Genomic DNA, 20,074 nt, shown 5'->3' on the forward strand with positions numbered 1-20,074 from the left:
ATGCGGTTCTTAAGACTTTCGATTTTGTTTAAGTACATTGTATTTATTTACTTAATTTTATTTAGCACAGTTACACAAATTAAACCTGCAAACGCGTACGGATACTTAGACATTCAACGAGTTCGCATCGGTATGGTAATGGCGCGCGGACTTGTACTGGAAGGTGATTTGCCGATTTGGGCTCAATATAATGACTCAGGAAAGACGGTGGGAGCCGAGTTTCCTCTTGTTAGTTATCCCAAAAGTTATGTTCTCTCAGCAGAGCATGTGAACTCAGTTCATCAAACACTCGATTCATTAAAACTAAAGCATGGTGACCGCCTCCAAATAATGTCTGTTGATGCATATAACAGTGCAGAATTTAAAACAGGCATAAAAACCGAAATTAAGAAAATTACGATCCCCGATTATTATAAAAGCATAGCGATACTGGACCCTAAAACGTTAGTGTCAGGTGATCAAGATATGGTCTTGCTGTTAGCTCGTTTCGACCTTAACAGTATTGGCGCGGTTGACGGGGGAGTGAAATCATTATTACTTGATTATAAAGGTGCATTAATCGCATCATCTGAATTTAATATCGCATTCAAAGCGGCTTTTTATGATGGTGAACGAGGTGACAGTGCAATCCCGTCATCTATTCGATCGCTGTTTGATAAAACGCCTTATGCTCCGTATACCCAATCATATATTGAAGTTGTAGCACCGTATCCTGGCGGGGCGATACCCGATGAAGAGGGTAAGTGGCGGGCGCCCTTCATGTTAATACCGTGCCCAATGTTTGAGTTTCATTATACAACGCCTTCAATCTTACAATATTACTTTGGCAACTTTAACCATAGAGGGTACAGGGCAGGGTTTTCATATCAAATGTTACCTGGGCATAGCACTTGTATTGGTTATGACGCGATCCAACCAACAGATCTTGCAGGTTTGATGGCAAAAGTTGCCATCATGGGAATACTTGCATCTGTTCAAGATCCTGTCGGAATCAATAACTATTTCGTTGATACAACACTATTACACGGTCGTGGCGCACTCATCGATTTGAATTCAGGTGCACCAGTACCAATTACTGGTCAAACAAAATACGTTTATAACGAGCCCCAAAATCGAGTGATCCCATCACCTAGTTTTTATTTTGATGGCGATGATCTGAAAGAGTTTACTTTACATGGCAACTTAAACGCAGAAGGCCAATTTGTATGTAATGAATCGCCAGATGATGCAACTTATTATGGTGTCTACTTATCATCAAACGGGGTTAAACCCGCGTATGATTGTAAAGACGAAGAACCAGAGTTACCTCAACCAGATTTAGTACGAGTAGTCGACATCGCCACGGACCAAACACCTCAGGGTCTGCTTGCTGAAATTAGTGAAGATGATTTCCAAGACACAGATATTTTTGTTTTCCGAGAATCAACCGGAATGCTAATTACGCAACGCAAAGGTAAAGATCTAAGGGAAGGGGCTAGTCACTACGCCATTGATAATAACAAATTTACCTACCAAATTTTTATGCGAGGCCCTGCTTCTGACGCATTTTATAACTATGCGATGAGGAGAACAGGCGGAGAAGCCGGCTTTATTGAGTATCAAAGTAAATCTCATATGAACCCTGAGTTGCATCGCCGTGAAGCGGATCATTTAAAACCCAACGAAATGTTGCGTATTGTCCTTATTAATCGAAAAACCGGTTATATAGGAACGGCATTACGTTCATTTTGGGGGATATCTGACGATCGTCATTACATGAGTATTTTACATGAAACTCGAATGTATCCACCTAACTTAAAAGTAACAGCGGAGCGCATTTTTGAGCCAAATAAAAATTCAATAAAAACAGGTCAGCAAAAAAACGTGATTAGTTATGAAGGCTCAGCATTATCAAGTGATTCAATGCTAGTGCTGACAACTGAGTGGTTTGATAATGATGGTACCCCTTTACCAGCAGGGTTAGCAGACTTTGGTTATACAGGGCGTTTAGCAAAAGTAGCCGGTAACAATAGTTTAGTAACCGTTGGCGGAGAGCTTGCAAACTTTGCGATAAAACCTGGGCGCAATATTGTCCAAATTAATTTGCCAGGTGGCGCGTCAACTAATGAACACTTTTACGTAAATGTAAGTGGTGAACCAATTTCAGAATCGCCAAGCTTTGAAGAAATAGGCGCAGGTGATGGGCCACTGGCACACCGTCCAAAATACTATGTACCATTTAAAGTGCCTGTGTTTAATGAAGAGTTAACGACAGACTTAAATTTTAAATATAAAAAAGCGGTTGAGGCGGGAGATGCAGGTGACTTGGCAAAGCCAGAGCCTGTTTACCATTATGTTTATCGCCCAGAGTATCAGTTCAGTACATACGAGCTAAAAGTAAACGATATCCTGCGTAAAACAGCCGATGATAATGTGATATCGCTTTACCCCAAAGAGCGCCCATTAATTGGCTCAAGCGACGACATGGTTACCATGATGTACGATTTATTGGCATCAAACAGCGACGCGCTAGCGTTTTTAGGCGAAGGCCAAGAGCTGGTGTTTTCACTTGGGGCTGATGAAATCAAAGCCACCATTGGCGAATCAGGTCAAGTACGTTTTGAACGCCTTGATCATATTGCAGCGCTAGATGTTGAAGATTTTGTGACGTTAAGTCTCTATAACAACACCGACCCCACGAATGTACTGTGGGATTATGCGTTTGAATATTTAGATATAGGTGTTACTACTGTAGAGTCATCCGTCAGTGATGATGAGTGTTATTATGTGTCAGCAGACGAAAATGAAGTGCCAATGTTTTCGATTATTCCTGGGTATGGCAATCGAAAAAATAAAGTCACAAAGGAAGTAAATTGGGCTGTACAGGGTCCAGGTTCTTTAGCGCACAATAAACTCGCCGTAGATGACATGGGTTTTACATCTAACACGTTAAAAATGCCGCGATTGGCATCCGATACACCCACGTCTGTGCTTACTTATTTTAAAGATAAAAATGAAGCGGTGAGATATGACTACTTTTGTACAGTAGCTGGCAAACCGAGCGTATTAAATGTTGAACGTGATGGTGCCGTACTTTATCGCGGTGGTTATGGTCAAGAAACGTTTACGCTTAATATTACTGATAAATGGGGCAATAGTGTTCCCGACGGAACACCAGTAGGATTTGTACTTGAAGGTGATGCTATTGTTATATCAGAAGAAAAAATCACAACCGATGGTAAACTCGAAATACTCGTGGCTGCAGCGGATGGTCAAAGTGCCCAGTCATCCATAACATTTAATGTTTCGGGCATTGAGCCTCAAACATTTACTATTGAACCCAAGGACTTATCAATCCAGATATCGGGCCCGTCTACTGTTAATGTCAATGATACGTTTGAAGTTGAAGTAACGGTTTCCCCCTCTCATGCATCAATTCCCATAGCCATTGGTTCGGATATTGCAAAATTAAAAACAACTGACATCGTGACAGGTGAAAATGGTGTTGCCAAAGTAACGTTTAAAGCAGCCCGTGAAGCAACCAGCGGTAAAGTGAGAGCCATGTTATCGTATGGTAATACTGCATCGTATGACGTAGAAGTGTTAGCTCCAAATCAGATTGCACACGTTAAAGTCCCTGTAGTTGTAGGTGATGCTATAGATGAAGGCGTAGTGAAAACGGTCGATCCGTGGGGAAATAGCCTTGATATTGCCTATCGAACGCAAACACAAGTAACGCTTACAGGTGATCCCGGTCAGGTTGTTAATTTAGGCTTAGGAACCCAAGCCCACCCTGTAGAACGAACACTTGTGCAATACAATATGACATCGCTGGCAGCAGAGAAGGCATACGATCAACAAGGGGTTGTAAATGCTTTAGCTTCAAATGTTAAAATATCAAGTGATTCGCCGGTGCCACTGGGTAAAAGTTATCACTTTATCGAAGACACTGAAAACTCAGATAATCCAGAGCATAGCGTTTTAACGGCAACGAATACCAACTCGTTGCTGAAACAAGATTGGACGCTCAATTTGACGTTGAAACCACATGGTCAAACAAAGGCAGGAGAAATATTTAATTTAGCAGATGCCATAAAGCTAATTATTTCAGACAACAACCAAATTGATTTTGTACTCACAACCGAATCAGGTGATGCTGTTCTGTCACATTTACCCATTACGTTAGACAATTGGCACTTTATTAACATACAAAAGAAAGGCACTCGCTTAACCTTAACAACGGACAATCAAACAGTATTGGAATTGACTAATTTAGCAAAAACCCAATTTGATTATTCAAAGCCAAACCTCACCATAGGTGAAGGTTATAATGGTTTGATTGCAGGCATACGGATGTTTGAGGTTAAATCAGCAAGTACCAAATTACTCAGCTTTTTAAATGATGCCAACGACATTAGTGTAACCTTAGATGCCGCGGGCCAAGGTGCTGCGACGATTTTCAGTAAGGGGAATTTGCAAAGCTGGGCATTTATGCAAAATGTTCAATTACGTGTAAACGAAACCGAACTTCATGATATTACGGTCTTAAGTAAAGAAACGCATAAGCAAATCGCAATCAACCATGCACTTTCTGACACTGAATATGCAAAATGGATTATTGCACAAGCAAAAGTACCGCCATCAACACAAGGCATCAATCGCAATACGACGTATCAAATGTTAAAAAATACGTCGTCACAGTCATCAACATTCTCTTTAGCGTCATCGTTTTTCGACTCAATTTATAATGCAGGTGTTGCCGTAACAGAAGTTGATTATGGCTTCTTATGGGATGAGGGGTTTTGGACTGGTGTTGGCAAAGGCTTAAAAAAATTCGCCGATGAAGAAATTGAAGCGTTTAAAGAAAATGCGAATGCAATCGCCGAAAACCTGATTGAATCAATTGAAAATGGTGAATTCTCAAAACAAGATGCCGCTATTTTAACAATGCGAACGGCGACGCTCTTTCCACCGATTCGCAGATTAATTGGTAAGAACCTCATTTCGCCAATCATTCGTTTTTTAGAACGCTTTAAAGGGCGCAAAGTAGCAGGTTATGTTGCAGATGTGATTTTACAACGCCTAAAGCCTGCATTAAAAGGCGACTTTGAACCCATATTTGGCATTATGTATGGTTTAATTTTTATTGCCGACACCATGGAAGTACTAACAAGCGATGAATTTAGCGACCTGCAAGACATCGCCCTTGAAATTATGGAAGGAGTGGAATCCGCAGCCGATTTAAACGGCATTTTTAGTTTTGTTAAAATTGCAGCAGGTGACTATACCGATAACTCATGCAAACGTGATGTAAACGCACTTGATTACATTGAAGCAAACGCTTCGCTGTTTCCAGCTATCTTTAACCAAGCCCATGCATCTTCGCTCAAAAAAGAAGGCTTAAAGTCCATTGCAAAGGTCATTGATTTAGGTGCGATGTTTAAAGTATTTAAAATCACCCGCCGCAAAATGCCGAAGCTTGATAAAGACGGTAATCCAACAAACTTTAAAATATCACGCTTTATGTCTCGCATAGGTACTTTCTTCGCATCCATCGACTTTATTGATGCCAACGGCACGATAAAAGAAGAATTTAAAGAAATTGTTGAAAACCTACTCGACGAAAACATGGTATTGACCTTAATGGTTATTAGCAGCCTTGATGAAGTAGGTGCGCTACAGCAGTTTATGAAAAACGAATTGCCCCTGCGCACAGGGCGCTTGCCGCTGGTGTCAGCAATTGCCAAAATTGAAACGGCAATTAGTGAAGGTGAGCTTGAGGCTGAAAATCTAAAATGGGATTCGGTTGAGGATGAACCTGAAAATGAAGGACGACAACTGAAGTGGAAAGTGCGTGAAAAGTATAAATCCATCTTTAAAAAAGTTGTGCCTTATGGCACTAAGGCTAAAAAAGGCAAAGACCCAGACCCAACAAACTACATAGTGGTCAATAAAATGAATGGCGAGGCATTTCATTTAATTAAAATTGCCAGTTTACTGGCTGAAGGCAAAAGCTTGGCGGGCATTGAGTCGCCCGCTAAATTCCAGTTTAAGCAGCTAGATGATTTTGGTGTAGAGCAAAACCTAGGGCCTACATTTGACCGACGGGTCGATGTGGTTACAGGCACCGATGGTGCCTATCAATGGCACGAAATTAAATCCCTCGCATATAACACCGCAAATATTACTGCTAGCAAGGTCACATTTAATAAAAACTTTACGGCTCTTGACTTAACCCGCATCAAAAACAAGGATGCCGTGAGCGACGAAGATACAGACCTAACTAAAGGAGCCCATTTAACCGCAGTGCGTGCCAATCAGTTTTATGCGAAAGAATTTTTTATTGACCGCGCTTGGGCAGGTGCAGAAGTGGCTAAAGTACCAAATAAATTAGCCTGGGTATTTTTAGACTTTAAACAGAAAATGCCGCGTGTAAAGCGTCACAACAATAAAAACTATGTGGATAAAAACACATTTGAGCAATGTGGCATTGGCGGCAGTGTAAAAGGTTGCCAAAAAAGCGCAGAAGCCCTCACTAAAATTCAAGACCGGCTAACCTATGGCATACAAAAGTGGAAAAGCAAAAAAGACATTATCGCAGGCTCCATTCTTGGTAATTTAAACGAAGAGCGCGTTGAAACCTATATGCAGGATGTAAAAAATATAAAACAAAGTTTTATTGGTTCCATGACAGCAAATGAGTGGATAAAAACAACCCCCGACTTTGAAGTAACTGGCGAGTGCAAAATATGATGACATTTGATACCACCCCTTGGCGTAATTTAACTGAGCAACAAAAACAAATACGAGCCGAAAAGTGGCCCCTGTTTGAAGCTTGGTACTATGAACGAGGCAAAGATGGTGAAATCGATGTAAATATTAGACTAGCTGCCTATAAGCAATTTTATGATACAGGAGTTTTAGATGAAAAATATCATCATTTTCCTTACTTGATCCTTTTGCATGCCAGCGACGGGATGACAGCTATGCAAGAAGTGGTTCAGCTTATGCGTCAAGAACGTTATGCCAATGGAATTTATTCAGCGTATCGTCAAATTTTGTTTTATAACGAGTTTATTGAAAATGGCTTTGTTACCCGTGAACGCTTATATAATTTTATTGTGGCGGTACACGGTGAGAATTATATAGAGCACACTAAAATTTGGGATGCAGATCCTTATGATAAAGCGGGTCAAGTGGTTTCAGATGCAGTGATTGCATTGGGCAAATGGCGCCCGTGCTATGACCCAGACCTAATCCCCTATCAATTGGTATTTAAACATTTATTGACGGCATTACCTTACTATAAAGCAAGCATTTCATCATCAGGCGTCGAATATACCATTGATTCACTTTGCCGAGTATATTCTTGGTTACCAAATCGCCATCGTAACCCAGAACTTGCGCTGCCTTATTACCAACAAGTGATTGATTTATTACTGAGCGATAACGTTGACCCAGAAGTAAAACGCTGGAGCACGGATTTTTTAAAAGAGCTAGAAGCTGAAAAAGAATAAGGAAATTTAACATGTCGAGTACCGTGTTTGATGCAACCATTACTAATATGGATAACAAAATCGTTGCAAACAGCATAGAGCTATTACGAAGTACCACGCAGGTTCACAGTGTATTACAAAACACGCACTTAACACCGCAAGCCCTAGCGCTAAGCGTGAATGACAATTTTGCAACACTCAGTGCAGACGTTGGCTCTGAAGTAGATGTGATGGTATTTGACGCCATTATCGAATATTTACAGCAAAATGGCGCAGAGGTTGAACGAGCTGAGGTGTTTTTATCATCCACAGGTACTAACCACATTATTTGTTCCCCCATTGCTGACGATGAGGTGATTGACTTCAGTGAACAAGTTATAGGATTTTATCAATTAGATGAAGACGAGATTGAAGAAGTCAAAGTACAACTTGAAGATGATGGAACGCAATTCACTGATAATATAGATAATAAAACAACCTTAATTATTATTGGTGAAGATACACCAAGTGACACAGAGGCATTAAACGCTTATCAAGCAAGAGGCATAAAAGTAATTGATTACGACATGTTCTGGGATTATTTGGATAGGTACTCTATCTAACACTGGCTAACTCTTCATATTTAGAAAGGAAGCGAATATGATCAAGTTTACGTTATTGCTGGTTTTTGCGTTGGCACTAATGGTGCCGATCTCTAGTGTAGCGAAAATTTATCAATGGACGGATGCAGAGGGAAAAACCCATTTCAGTGATATTCCTCCTGCGCAGTATGCACATAAAGAAATAAAAATAGCAGCCAAATTGGCGGCTGGCTCTAAGTCTCACCCTAATGTACACAAACATTTTTCTGGCGGTAGCAAAAGTAATGTAAATCGCGTAAATAAGCCAAAAGTTAGTTCTGAAGAAAAAGCAAAAGACATAGCACGCTGTAACCGTTACAAAGAAAAATATGAACGTTATAAACGTGAAGGGATTTTAGGTTACAACGTTGCGACAGGGCAAAAACGCATGATGACGAAATCAGAAGAAAAACATTGGCTAAAAAGTGCCAAAGAAAACATGGAAATAATGTGTTCAGGAATTTGAACGAGCGTAAGTGGACTTAACACCTAGTGTAAATTTTTCGTTTAGCATGAGTAGTAGCTCCCATTGTTAGAATGGTTAAGAAAAACGTTTTAATGCTGGTGCTAGTTAAATACTAAATCGAATATTTAAACGATTTAAACAGTGATACTCAGCCTTTCGATATGAGTGTATGGCTTTTGATAGTGAATAAAAATAATAAAGTTAACTTTTCATGGTTAGCGGCTTAAAAGGTTTAAAGGATTAAAAATGTTGTTGAATAAATTCTCTCGATTTAAGCAAATACTATTTTGGCTGCTGTTACCTTGCATTTTCATATTTGAAGTATCCCCAGCATTTGGTCAATTAGCATTTGATACAGGCCGAGCAAGAAGTGGCTATGTTTTAGCGCGTGGCCTTGTCTTAGAAAACGATTTACCAATTTGGGCACAATATAACGAAAATGGTAAAATTGTTGGTGCAGAATACCCCTATGCTAGCAACTTAGGAAGCTACGCGCTTTCAGCTCATACAGTTAACGCATCCCTCGAAGCACTATCACAACTAAAAAGTGAATATGGTGACCGCTTAGTGATTATGTCTAGGGAGCAATATGAGAGCGCTACTTTAAAAACTGGTTTAAAAAATAATGTTGATAAGTTTAGCGTAAGTGAATCCATTAAAAGCGTTGTTTTTTTAGAACCTAAGACTTTGGTTTCGGCAAAGCAGCATATTATTTTATTGAGAGCTCGTTTCGACTTAAATTCGGTTGGCCCCACCAGTGGTAATACAAGATCGCTTTTATTAAATCGCTCTGGCCAACTCATTGCCCAGTCAGAATATAACTTTGCGTTTAAATCGGCTTTTTATGAAGGCGATGGTGAGAACCCTTCAACATTACTAGACCTAAAAAATAAGAAAGCCTATGCGCCGTTTAAAGATGCGTTTGTTGAGGTGATGGCGCCATATGGGGGAATGGGTGTCGCTAACGAAGATGGGAGGTGGGTAAGTACATATGCATTAGTGCCATGCCCCATGTTCTTTTTTGAATACAATACGCCAGCATACATGAATTATTTTTACGCTAACTTTAACCCGAAAGCGAAAACAGCAGGTTTTGATTATCAAGTGCTTCCAGGGTATGACGCTTGTATTGGTTACGACGCATTACCTGTGTCAGATATTTTAAGTGCTCTGATTAAACAAGCCATAATTGGCATTCAAGCATCTATCTCGAGGCCATCTATCCATCAGTACAACTTTTTTGTTGATACCAATATTCTTGGTGGTCAAGCAGAGATCTATGACCCATTTCAAAACAAAGCCGTGCCAATTGGGTCTGAAACAAAATACATCTACCGAGAGCCTGAAATAAAAGCTAATGAAAAACCATTGTTTTATTTTGATGGAGACGAACTTGCAGAATATATTCTTTATGGAGATATAAATAATGAAGGGGACTTTGTTTGCAAAGCGAGTGTTGATGATTCTAAATATTATGGTGTTTACTTATCATCAAATGAAGTGAAGCCATCAGCTAACTGTGATGATGACAAAGCTGAAATACAACAACCAGACCTAATACGCGTTGTTGATATTGTTACTGATTTACAACCGCAAGGGTTGCTAGAAAGTTTAAGCGAAGATGATTTGCGCGACACTGACATGTTTATATTTCGGGAGTCAACAGGCATGCTGCTGACTCAGCGAAAAGGCAGAGACATGCGAGACTATTTAGGCTTTTTTGATACTTATGACGTTATAAATAACAAATTCGCTTATCAGTTCCACATGCGTGGTCCGCAAGTATTGTCTAATTATGTATTGCGAGAATATAGGGGAGAGGAAGGATTTAATCTGTATCAAAGCCAATCTCATATGAACCCTGAGTTGCATCGTCGCGAAGCAGACCACTTAAAGCCAAATGAAATGCTTAGAATTATACTAATTAACCGAAAAACGGGTTATATAGGGTCTAAGCTACGATCTTTTTCCGATATTGCTCGTCAAAATGCGTCTTTGCAAGAAATATATGACTTTGCTGATATTACTGAAATGTATCCACCTAACTTAAAAATCACAGCGGAGCGCATTTTTGAGCCAAATAAAAATTCAATAAAAACAGGTCAGCAAAAAAACGTGATTAGTTATGAAGGCTCAGCATTATCAAGTGATTCAATGCTAGTGCTGACAACTGAGTGGTTTGATAATGATGGTACCCCTTTACCAGCAGGGTTAGCAGACTTTGGTTATACAGGGCGTTTAGCAAAAGTAGCCGGTAACAATAGTTTAGTAACCGTTGGCGGAGAGCTTGCAAACTTTGCGATAAAACCTGGGCGCAATATTGTCCAAATTAATTTGCCAGGTGGCGCGTCAACTAATGAACACTTTTACGTAAATGTAAGTGGTGAGCCCATTTCAGAATCGCCAAGCTTTGAAGAAATAGGCGCAGGTGATGGGCCGCTGGCACACCGTCCAAAGTACTATGTACCATTTAAAGTGCCTGTGTTTAATGAAGAGTTAACGACAGATTTAAATTTTAAGTATAAAAAAGCGGTTGAGGCGGGTGAAGCAGGTGACTTGGCAAAGCCAGAGCCTGTTTACCATTATGTTTATCGCCCAGAGTATCAGTTCAGTACATACGAGCTAAAAGTAAACGATATCCTGCGTAAAACAGCCGATGATAATGTGATATCGCTTTACCCCAAAGAGCGCCCATTAATTGGCTCAAGCGACGACATGGTTACCATGATGTACGATTTATTGGCATCAAACAGCGACGCGTTAGAATTTTTAGGTGAAGGCCAAGAGCTGGTGTTTTCACTTGGCGCTGATGAAATCAAAGCCACCATTGGCGAATCAGGTCAAGTACGCTTTGAACGCCTTGACCACATTGCAGCGCTAGATGTTGAAGATTTTGTGACGTTAAGTCTCTATAACAACACCGACCCCACTAACGTACTGTGGGATTATGCGTTTGAAGCTGTAGCACTTGATACGCGTTGGGCAGGCTATGACAACATTGGCGAAGATGGCACTATTTATGTGAATGCAGACGACCCAGTTGTACCACTGCAAAGCCTTATCGTCGGTTACGCAAACCGTCAGAATAAAACTCCGATTGAAATTAAATGGGATGCCAAAGGCTCAGGCAGCTTTATTAATTTAGATAATAACAATGCTGAAAACGGCGTTTTTGCCGCAGATATTCAGCTACCGCCGTACACTGGTACACGTGCAACCCCTTTTGTGTACTTTGCGGGCGATAAAGACAATTACGTTATTATGGATGCCATAGAAGTTGTGCCGGGAGTACCAGACACCATTGACTTAGTTGCAGATGGCGAGGCATTTATTTCAGGTTACGGTGAAATTACCGTAGACGTTACCGTTACCGATAAAAATGGAAATCTAGTTGCAGATGGTACTGCGATTAACTTTAGTTTAGATGGTGTAGGCATCATTGCATCATCAGATGATGAGACAAAAGGAGGCAAAGCCAGTGCCACAATTATAGGAGCTGAGTCGCCTGAAGAGTCGTTGACTCTGACAGTCCAATCTGGAGATGCAAAAGTAACTCATTTAACTTCCATAGCTCCCCTTGTCATCGAAATTGATGATTACCCTACAAGCATGGATGCAAATGAACAATACCAAATGTCAGCTAAAGTAACTACACCGGGCGGAGAGGCAGCGCGGGGCGTGTATGTTAACTTTGGTAGTAACGTGGGCAAATTGACACGGACTCGTGTCATGACAAATGGTGAAGGCAAGGCGTCTACATTTTTATTCAGTGGTTTTAACGAGCTAAATGATGTTCAGTTAACGGCGCGTGTTGGACTTGTTCCTGGTGTATTAGTTGGCAGTACAGTTAAAGCCAAACCAATTGAAAATAAACATTTGCGTGCGATGCATCTTGCTCGCCTAACACCGCAACAAAAGCAACATGCAGTCTCACAAAAATTGCAAAATACGCCACGCTATGCAAGCACAACCGGTGCTATGGTGGTGGGAAATGAAGTCGAAAATGGAATTATAAATCACGTACGCGACGACAGTGTTAGAATCAATTTACCGTATCAAGCTATTACTGATATTACCCTCAATGGTACTGAAGGGCTCACCCAGCAGTTAATTTTGGGAACCATGGCAGAACCCAATTTGCAGCCAATAGCGGGTTATGCAATGGATGCACTCGAAGAGCAAGATGTTGCTGAATTTAATAACCTACACCCTGGCCTTGCTAAGCATATAGTTGTCACTGAAGACCATCCACTCAATATTGGGACTAGTTTTAAATTTTCGTCAAAAGCAGTTCAAAACCCAGCAGGGGAATGGGAAAGCAGTCGTATTGTGGTGCCGTTGAGTGCCCGCTTTAAAGTAGCGCAAGATGTCGGTTTTAGAATCGATTTAAAAGTGACAACAACAAGCGGTGAAATATTTAACTTAGAAGGCGGTGCACAAGGCTTAACAATTAACGAAGATGCTTCATTGACATATTACCTCCATACAACTCAAGGCAAAGCGTCTGTTACAACGCCACCAATCGAATTGAATAAATGGAGTACTGTTGCGGGTCGATATCAGAATGGCCAACTAACGTTAGAAGTCGATGGGCAGCGAACTTCAGTTACTGCTAATGGTGAACTTGTTTACTCAGTCACACAAAGGGGACTGACTATTGGCCAACAGTTTAATGGTGCAATGAGCAACTTTAAAATGTTTGACTGGGGCAGTGCCCCATTACTGCAATTTGCCAATGCAAGTGGCGAAATGAGTCATACCTTCTTGCCTAATGAGCTTAGCAAAGAAATAAACCTTCACAGTACAGGTGCGTTTAACCAAGATGGACAAACGGCAAAATCGCAACGTATTGGGATTAACATTGATGGGTACCAGTATTTCGTATCAGTAATTGATAAAGAGTATTTCCGTCAAATGGCCTTGTTGTATGTCGATATTAACAAGCCAGATGGCTATCCGCCATACGACCCAAATTATCAAGCTTATACCCCGTTTCCACTCATTTCAGTGGCGCATGCAGGTTTGTTTGACTTTGATATAACAGACTATGTATTTGAAGCCATTAAACTTGCTATTGGCCTTGCGTTACCGATTGACGAAGGTAAAGGGTTGGCAATGCAAATTTATTATGCGGCAACGGGCTCTGATAACTTTGACCCATTAGAACTCACACTGAATGCCATAGGTGTGTTAACTGTAATACCGATTGCTAAACCCTTACTACCGGTTGTTAAAGTACTAAATAAGGTATTAGTACCGCTGAACAAATCAAACCCGAAGTTTATAAAATCCATTGGTGGTGTGATGGGTAAAGTCGCCGATGAGTTGATGGATAATAAATATGATACCTTGTGGACATTAATGCCATTCCTGCTGATTGCGGGTGAGATGGCGCTAGATGAAGAGGCAAGGGAAGGCTTAACCATTATAGTTAAATCCATTGCCAGCAGTGATGACTTGTTAGCGTGGATGGAATACTTGAGCTTACCGGCTGATGGTTGGGAAGGGGATGGAGACATCCCAGATGTCGAACTAACTGCATCCAATACAAATACGCCTCAATCAAGTTGGACACTACTGCATGACCTTGTTCCTAATGCTTATGCGAGCAATCCATTAAGAAAACAGAGGAAACGTATTCAAAAGGAAATCGGTGTTGAGTTGAAGAAAACAGCTGAAGACTTAGGTGATAATTTCAAACCAGAAGATCTTTCAAAAGCGATCCGCGCCATTTTAAAAGGTATCAAAAAAACAGACTTTAAGCAGTTAAGGGGATTAGTTAGTAACCGCAAATTTTTAACTATGGCGATAGCATTGCAGGCAAGGGCGGCAACAAACTTTAAAACCTTTTTAAAAGGAGAGTCGTCGGCAAGAATTTCACCTAAAGTCATGGTTGGCGTTATATGGTACCTTGAAAAATCGATGGCAGATGAAACACTAGGAACAAAAGGTAGCACCCTTCAATCTCGTATCCGAGGTATCTACGGTAATGCGTTTAAATCCGTATTCACAAAAGGGGTCAATTTAACAAACCAAGCTCATGGCGGTATGTATCACTTAGCCAAGATTGCTCAGTACCACTTTGAGTCTCAAATGACAGGGGCATTTCCGCAAATTAAAGCTGTCGAAGCTACACGCAAAGTCTGGTTTTATACATCTAAGGCAGGGTTAGAAAACAAGCTAGAAAATCATGAGCGAAAAGTCGATATTGTATTGACATATAATTTATCGTCAGATGAAGAAACTTGGGTGGAACTTAAATCGCTTAGCAATAAGCATACATTCAGCCCGTGGACTTATGGCAAAAAAGGGGGCGGTGGTAAAGCAAGCAAAGAAGTTGTTGTAGACCGAGCTGCGCAAATAAGGGCACCTGATGGGAAGAACGATGTAACCTATATTGCTAAAGATGATGACGACTCGGAAGAAAGAGTTGTATCAGTTGATTTGCAATGGCGCTTTCAAGTATTTGATGTAAAAGCAACGTCTAAACGTAAGCGCCAATGGAGCTTTAGTAAAAACCAGTTAAAAAACCGTTTAACTAAGTTAGATGAAAATAATAAAGGTACAGAGATTAAAACAACTTTAAAAAAGAAAGAAATTGATTCTGCAAAGTTTGCTAAGATGGATGATATTTCTGCCTGGTTAGTCAGTTCTGGTGCTGCAATTTTAGAATCATTACAATAGGGGAGTGACATGGCAAAATTTTCATTTCATAAAGAACAATTCAAAACTAATGATCCGGTATGGAAAGCAGAACGCGAAGCCTTATTTGAAAAGCTCTTACCCATAATTGGCAGTAGTAAAACAAAAAAAAATGCCACCTTAAGAAGGTACTTTTTGAAAGGTGAATGGACATTACACAGTGAACATGACCTGAGTTTTGTATCCAAATTGTTTTTTTTACCTGAGTTAAAAAAAGAACATTTCTACCAAGTGTTGAATGAAGTACCTTGGGAAGAAGGCAAGCTAGGTTTCAGAAAAGGTTTCTTTTCAAGGCTATTAACTGGAAGATTAATGAATGAGTTAGCAATAACTGATGGGTTAATTGAAGATTTTTACGAACTTGCTGTCGATGGTTTAGCACAATACAGCGAAGAAAGCATTGAAATAAAAGGTATAAAACATGCTCGCTTCCCTTGGCATGTTGATCAGAGGCAGCATAATGGTTTTTTTATGTTTTATTTAACGATTGCGCATGAATGGTTAACTAATAAACAGAACCAAGACAAGAGCGGATTAACTCACTTTATGCCCCATTGGTTTTCATCACTATCGTATTTAAAGTGGAATGGCTACAGCATGGGAGGGATTAGAGAGACCATTTTAGAGTTGTTTACAGCTATTCAGCACTATATCCCAGAACATAAAAGTAACCCTGCGGCAACGCAAAAACAGTTATTTGTTGATGAGTTTAAGCGCTGCGTTTTAGAGCATGGGCTCGTAAAATCAGAATTGATTGAAATCTGGCAAGAAGCAAGCGAAAACACCGAAGAAACTTGGGTTGAACATATTTATGAAAGCAACAAAAAAGATGACCCAGAAGCATGGTTAAGTTATGAATCAGGTGCCTTCACACCTTTATGCATTAGAGACAAAAAAAGCATAGATAATCCTTGTGAAAAGATAGTATCAATCTTAACATCAAATAACTTCGTCGATGCGAACGATGTTTTCTCTGCTAAGCGTATTGAACTTACCCACTTGCTCACTCCTGAGTGTTTAGCAGAATATCGCTCCTTTGGTATTAATACTGTTGAGGGTGAATTGACTCGGATTAAATTGAATGATCGTTTTGTAGGCACAGACAAAGCTGAAATCTATTTTGACATAATTAAAGTCACTAACTTGCCTAATGAAACAGCTACTGAAGTCCCAAGAGTTTGGTTGTTAGAAAGACCAGATAATCACTACGTAACTTTTATTGCTAGAAAATATTGTGCTAATAGAAGTTATCTGGTTGATGCCCTTAAATATGAAACAGGGTATCAACTAGTAAGGTATTTTGGTTATACCTTTGACCCTATTCGCCCTAGAGCATTACCTGTAGAACCTGGAGACTACGCAAAATACTCAGAGCTTATGGTTCAACCTTTTTATAATTGCGATTATTTGCCCTTTGTTTTTGGTACAACAGCATTTCTTATTAACGCTAATGATGATTATGTTTATCTAAACTGAATCAATGCTGTCCGAGTCGTTGAAAACTAAGTTGTAGAAACTTATCTAGTTCCCAGAATTAAAGTGATTGAACCGATGCGTTCTGGGATTAGTTAGATAGTTAATCTAACTAGGCATAAATAGAAACAAATTAGATTTACCCTCATATTTAGAAAGGAAGCGAATATGATCAAGTTTACGTTTTGCCAGCTTCTGCTGTAGAGACATGATAGTCGCAAAACTTACCTTTGATGATGTTGTGATTGGTAAAAGAACATCAGCATTTCAGTGGTAATAGCGCGCCTTTTTAAGCGAGAAAGACATACTTAAAAGTTGGGGGTCGATTATTAGCCCTAATCGTAACTATGCTCCTCCATACATAAGTTAATCACTATAGCGTATTGTTTCTTAAAATAGCTTTTAGTCATAGATGTACGCATTCATATCAAGGGGTTTAATTAGAATGCGTATGTGATTTTAATGAAAAGCCAACAGCGTAGAACTGGTATTACACTTTTCCCTCTTACTTTTGATTCGCTACAACCACCGCTGTTTTAAGACGTTGGCTGCCAAAGGCGGCCATTGATTGAAATGCCTCAATGGCAACAGGTAAATGTTGGCAGTCAATATCGCTTTGAATTGGTTCGTTTACATCGGGGTCGTGCACATAAACGCATTCATCGTCGATGCCTGTAACCAATACCCAATGGGGCGCTTTCATACCATCGAAACGGTAGGTGCTAATGAGTACAATCACCGCGTGTCCTTTTAGTAATTGTGCTTGTAACCACTCAAGATTGAGCTCTTGATAGCTTATATTAATGCCTAATTGTTGGCAGTTGCTTAGCATTTCATAGTGAACCCGTTCAATCACCTGTTTTTTTGTAGCGTCCCGTACACTGTCAATAAATAGCGGCGTATCGGTATTCACCATAACTTGGCTGGTAAACCCGCGTTTATGTGCCGCAAGCGCTAAACCAAATGGGTGGCAGCCGCCATGGCCTGAGGTCATAAAAATGGTGGTGGCTTCACGCCAAATTGCCAGCTCTTGCTCGACCCAATTTTTGTTTTTGGGCGCCAGCGCTGACATTGCCATAATTAGGCTTGCTGGGCCGCAAGTAAACTCTGTGGTTTGTCTAAACCAAGGCGCAGCTAAGTGCGCCCCTTGCTCGGTATTGGCGCGAATGCGTTTTTGCATTCTGAGTGCATCACTGCTGTCGGCATAATAGGCTGCAAAACGGCCAAAAACACGGTAGCCAAGCTTTTCATACAAATTAATAGCCGCTTGGTTCTTTGCTGCAACTTCAAGGCGAATGTAAAAGCGCTTGTGTGCCTTAGCAACGCTTTCAATCGCCGTTAATAATTGCTCAGCAATGCCTTTCCCGCGCATTTCAGGTAATACCGCTAACGAATAAATGCGCCCGAGGCGGGTGCCTTTGTGTAGCCAAATTAATACGTAGCCAACGACTAAGTCGTCGTTTTCGGCCACCAATAATTTACTGTGCTCCGACACTAAATAGCGTTTAAAGCTGCGCCGACTAATTTTATCACTATGAAAACAGCGGTTTTCAATGGCAAGTAATGCGGTTAGGTCGTTACTTACTGCATCACGAATACGGCATGCCATGGTTATTTGCCTCGGCTCTCTAAACGGCGTAAAAACTCCGACATAATTTGCATATATAACTCTTCGCCCAGGTATTTATCTTCCACACCATGGTCGATACTTGGATTGTCGTTTACTTCAAGTACAAAGGCTTTGCCGTCGACTTCTTTAATATCAATGCCATAAAAACCATCGCCAATTACCGCAGCTGCTTTTAATGCGCTACTTAGCACCGCTTTAGGCACTTCAAATGTTGGTAAGCTATCAAACGCGCCTGAAAAGTTGCGTTTTGATTTATGGTTATAAATTTGCCAGTGATTGCGCGCCATATAATAGCGGCAAGCATACAGTGCTCGGCCATTAATTACGCCAATACGCCAATCGTAATCGGTAAACATAAACTCTTGCGCCAGCACTAGCGCTGATTCTGCAAATAATTCGGCTAAACGTGTTTTTAGCTCCTCACGGGTTTTAACTTTAAACACCCCTTTAGAAAACGAACCTTCAGGCATTTTAAGCACTAACGGGTAGCCAAAGCTGCTCTCGAGCATAGCGATGGTATCAGGGCTTTGATCTGCCAAAATATGTGTTTTTAAGCTTGGCACTTTTTGGTAGTTAAATGCATCGTGTAAAAACACTTTATTGCAGCAACGTAAAATTGACGTTGGGTCGTCCATTACCACAAGGCCAAGCTTTTCGGCGTGTTGCGCTAAGCGATAAGTATGGTGATCAATACCTGTGGTTTCACGAATAAATAAGCCATCGTAATGTGCTAAATTCACGCCGCTACTTGCTTCCACTATATGTACTGCAATGCCGAGCTTTTCCCCTGCTTTAATAAAACGACTCAACGCACCTTTATTACTCGGCGCTGATGCTTCTTGTTGATTAACCAACATAGCAACATCCCAACGCATTTTTTTAATGCCTTGGCGTTTTTTCCACGCAGTGTTTGCAAGCTCGCTTACCACGCTATTAAAAAACTCTTTTTCTGTGTCGCTTAAAACGGAAAAGCTCAGCATTTCAATAGTGAGTGTGAGCTGTTCTAGGTCACATTTTATTGCGACTCGTAATACCGGTACCGGGTATTCTTGATAAACCAACGCTGCCAGTTTTTGCATTTTTTCATCTTGCACACGACCAAAACACATTAGTACTGAACAGGTTTCGCCGTCGTTACATACGGTTTTATCAAGGTACTTTCTCGATACTAAAATTTGGGCTGGCGTGCGCAAGTTATTAAGCGTTTTTACACTTGGTAAAACGTCGTGGCCACGGGCTTCTGCTAATAATGAGCAGTAGTAGCCTTGGCTTAAATAGCGGCTGCTTTCGCAAAGGTTTATAACACGCGTTTTAGGCTCATCACGCTTCGGATAGTCTTTTAGGTAAGTTGCAAAATCAATTGCTTTAATATCGTTATGTGATGTGGTTTGAGTGTCATCAACCACAATTAAGGTTTTCACCATGGATCATTCCAAGTAGTGTGGATGATGCTTTGGCACATCAAAACTGACGGTTGCAGCACACCACTTATTTTAAAAAATAGGGTGCGAATAGGATTATTTATGCGCACTGAAGTCTTGCAAAAATTTTCGTGAGTGTGTCATGGCAAAGGGGGCTCAGCAAGCAATATAGGTGGGATTTATCACGATTTATTTTTGTTGTAATGACAAACATTTTTATTGGAATATCAAAAGCGTAAAGGTCAACATTCGCTAGCTGTTTTTGATGAAAAACCGCTCTTACATTC

8 protein-coding genes are annotated in these 20,074 nt (G+C 40.5%); 6 read left to right on the top strand and 2 right to left on the bottom strand.

Annotated elements, in window-relative coordinates; all coding sequences use genetic code 11:
* From PSPO_RS15920 to PSPO_RS15945, 6 genes are all read left to right on the top strand, one after another.
* The gene (locus PSPO_RS15920) at positions 1-6,732 is read left to right on the top strand and encodes a LamG domain-containing protein (RefSeq protein ID WP_096035304.1); all 6,732 of its coding nucleotides are present in this window, start codon (positions 1-3) and stop codon (positions 6,730-6,732) included.
* Positions 6,729-7,496 carry a hypothetical protein gene (locus PSPO_RS15925; RefSeq protein ID WP_010562340.1) on the top strand — a complete coding sequence of 256 codons (768 nt, stop codon included), beginning with the start codon at positions 6,729-6,731 and terminating at the stop codon, positions 7,494-7,496. The genes PSPO_RS15920 and PSPO_RS15925 overlap by 4 nt, the downstream gene beginning before the upstream one ends.
* An 11-nt stretch (positions 7,497-7,507) precedes the next feature.
* A complete protein-coding gene (locus tag PSPO_RS15930) occupies positions 7,508-8,077 on the top strand; it encodes a BRCT domain-containing protein (RefSeq protein WP_010562341.1) in 570 nt (189 codons plus the stop codon).
* 37 nt (positions 8,078-8,114) lie between these two features.
* Positions 8,115-8,561: a DUF4124 domain-containing protein gene (locus PSPO_RS15935; protein ID WP_010562342.1), complete on the top strand. Its 447-nt coding sequence runs from the start codon at positions 8,115-8,117 to the stop codon at positions 8,559-8,561.
* Positions 8,562-8,807: 246 nt separating this feature from the next.
* Positions 8,808-15,245, top strand: a complete 6,438-nt coding sequence (locus PSPO_RS15940) for a LamG-like jellyroll fold domain-containing protein (RefSeq protein WP_096035305.1) — start codon at positions 8,808-8,810, stop codon at positions 15,243-15,245.
* Positions 15,246-15,254: 9 nt separating this feature from the next.
* Entirely contained in the window at positions 15,255-16,739 is a 1,485-nt protein-coding gene (locus tag PSPO_RS15945) for a hypothetical protein (protein WP_021033015.1), read from the top strand.
* 502 nt (positions 16,740-17,241) lie between these two features.
* Here PSPO_RS15945 and rimI read toward each other — a convergent pair.
* Together rimI and PSPO_RS15955 are read right to left on the bottom strand one after the other, a co-directional pair.
* Positions 17,242-18,345, bottom strand: coding sequence for a ribosomal protein S18-alanine N-acetyltransferase (rimI, locus tag PSPO_RS15950; protein ID WP_010559564.1), 1,104 nt, complete (start codon positions 18,343-18,345; stop codon positions 17,242-17,244).
* 2 nt (positions 18,346-18,347) lie between these two features.
* On the bottom strand, positions 18,348-19,790 hold the full coding sequence (locus PSPO_RS15955; protein WP_010559563.1) for a RimK family protein: 1,443 nt from the start codon (positions 19,788-19,790) through the stop codon (positions 18,348-18,350).
* Positions 19,791-20,074 lie beyond the last annotated feature (284 nt).

Origin of the sequence: Pseudoalteromonas spongiae UST010723-006, assembly GCF_000238255.3 — a bacterium.
Lineage (GTDB): Bacteria > Pseudomonadota > Gammaproteobacteria > Enterobacterales > Alteromonadaceae > Pseudoalteromonas > Pseudoalteromonas spongiae.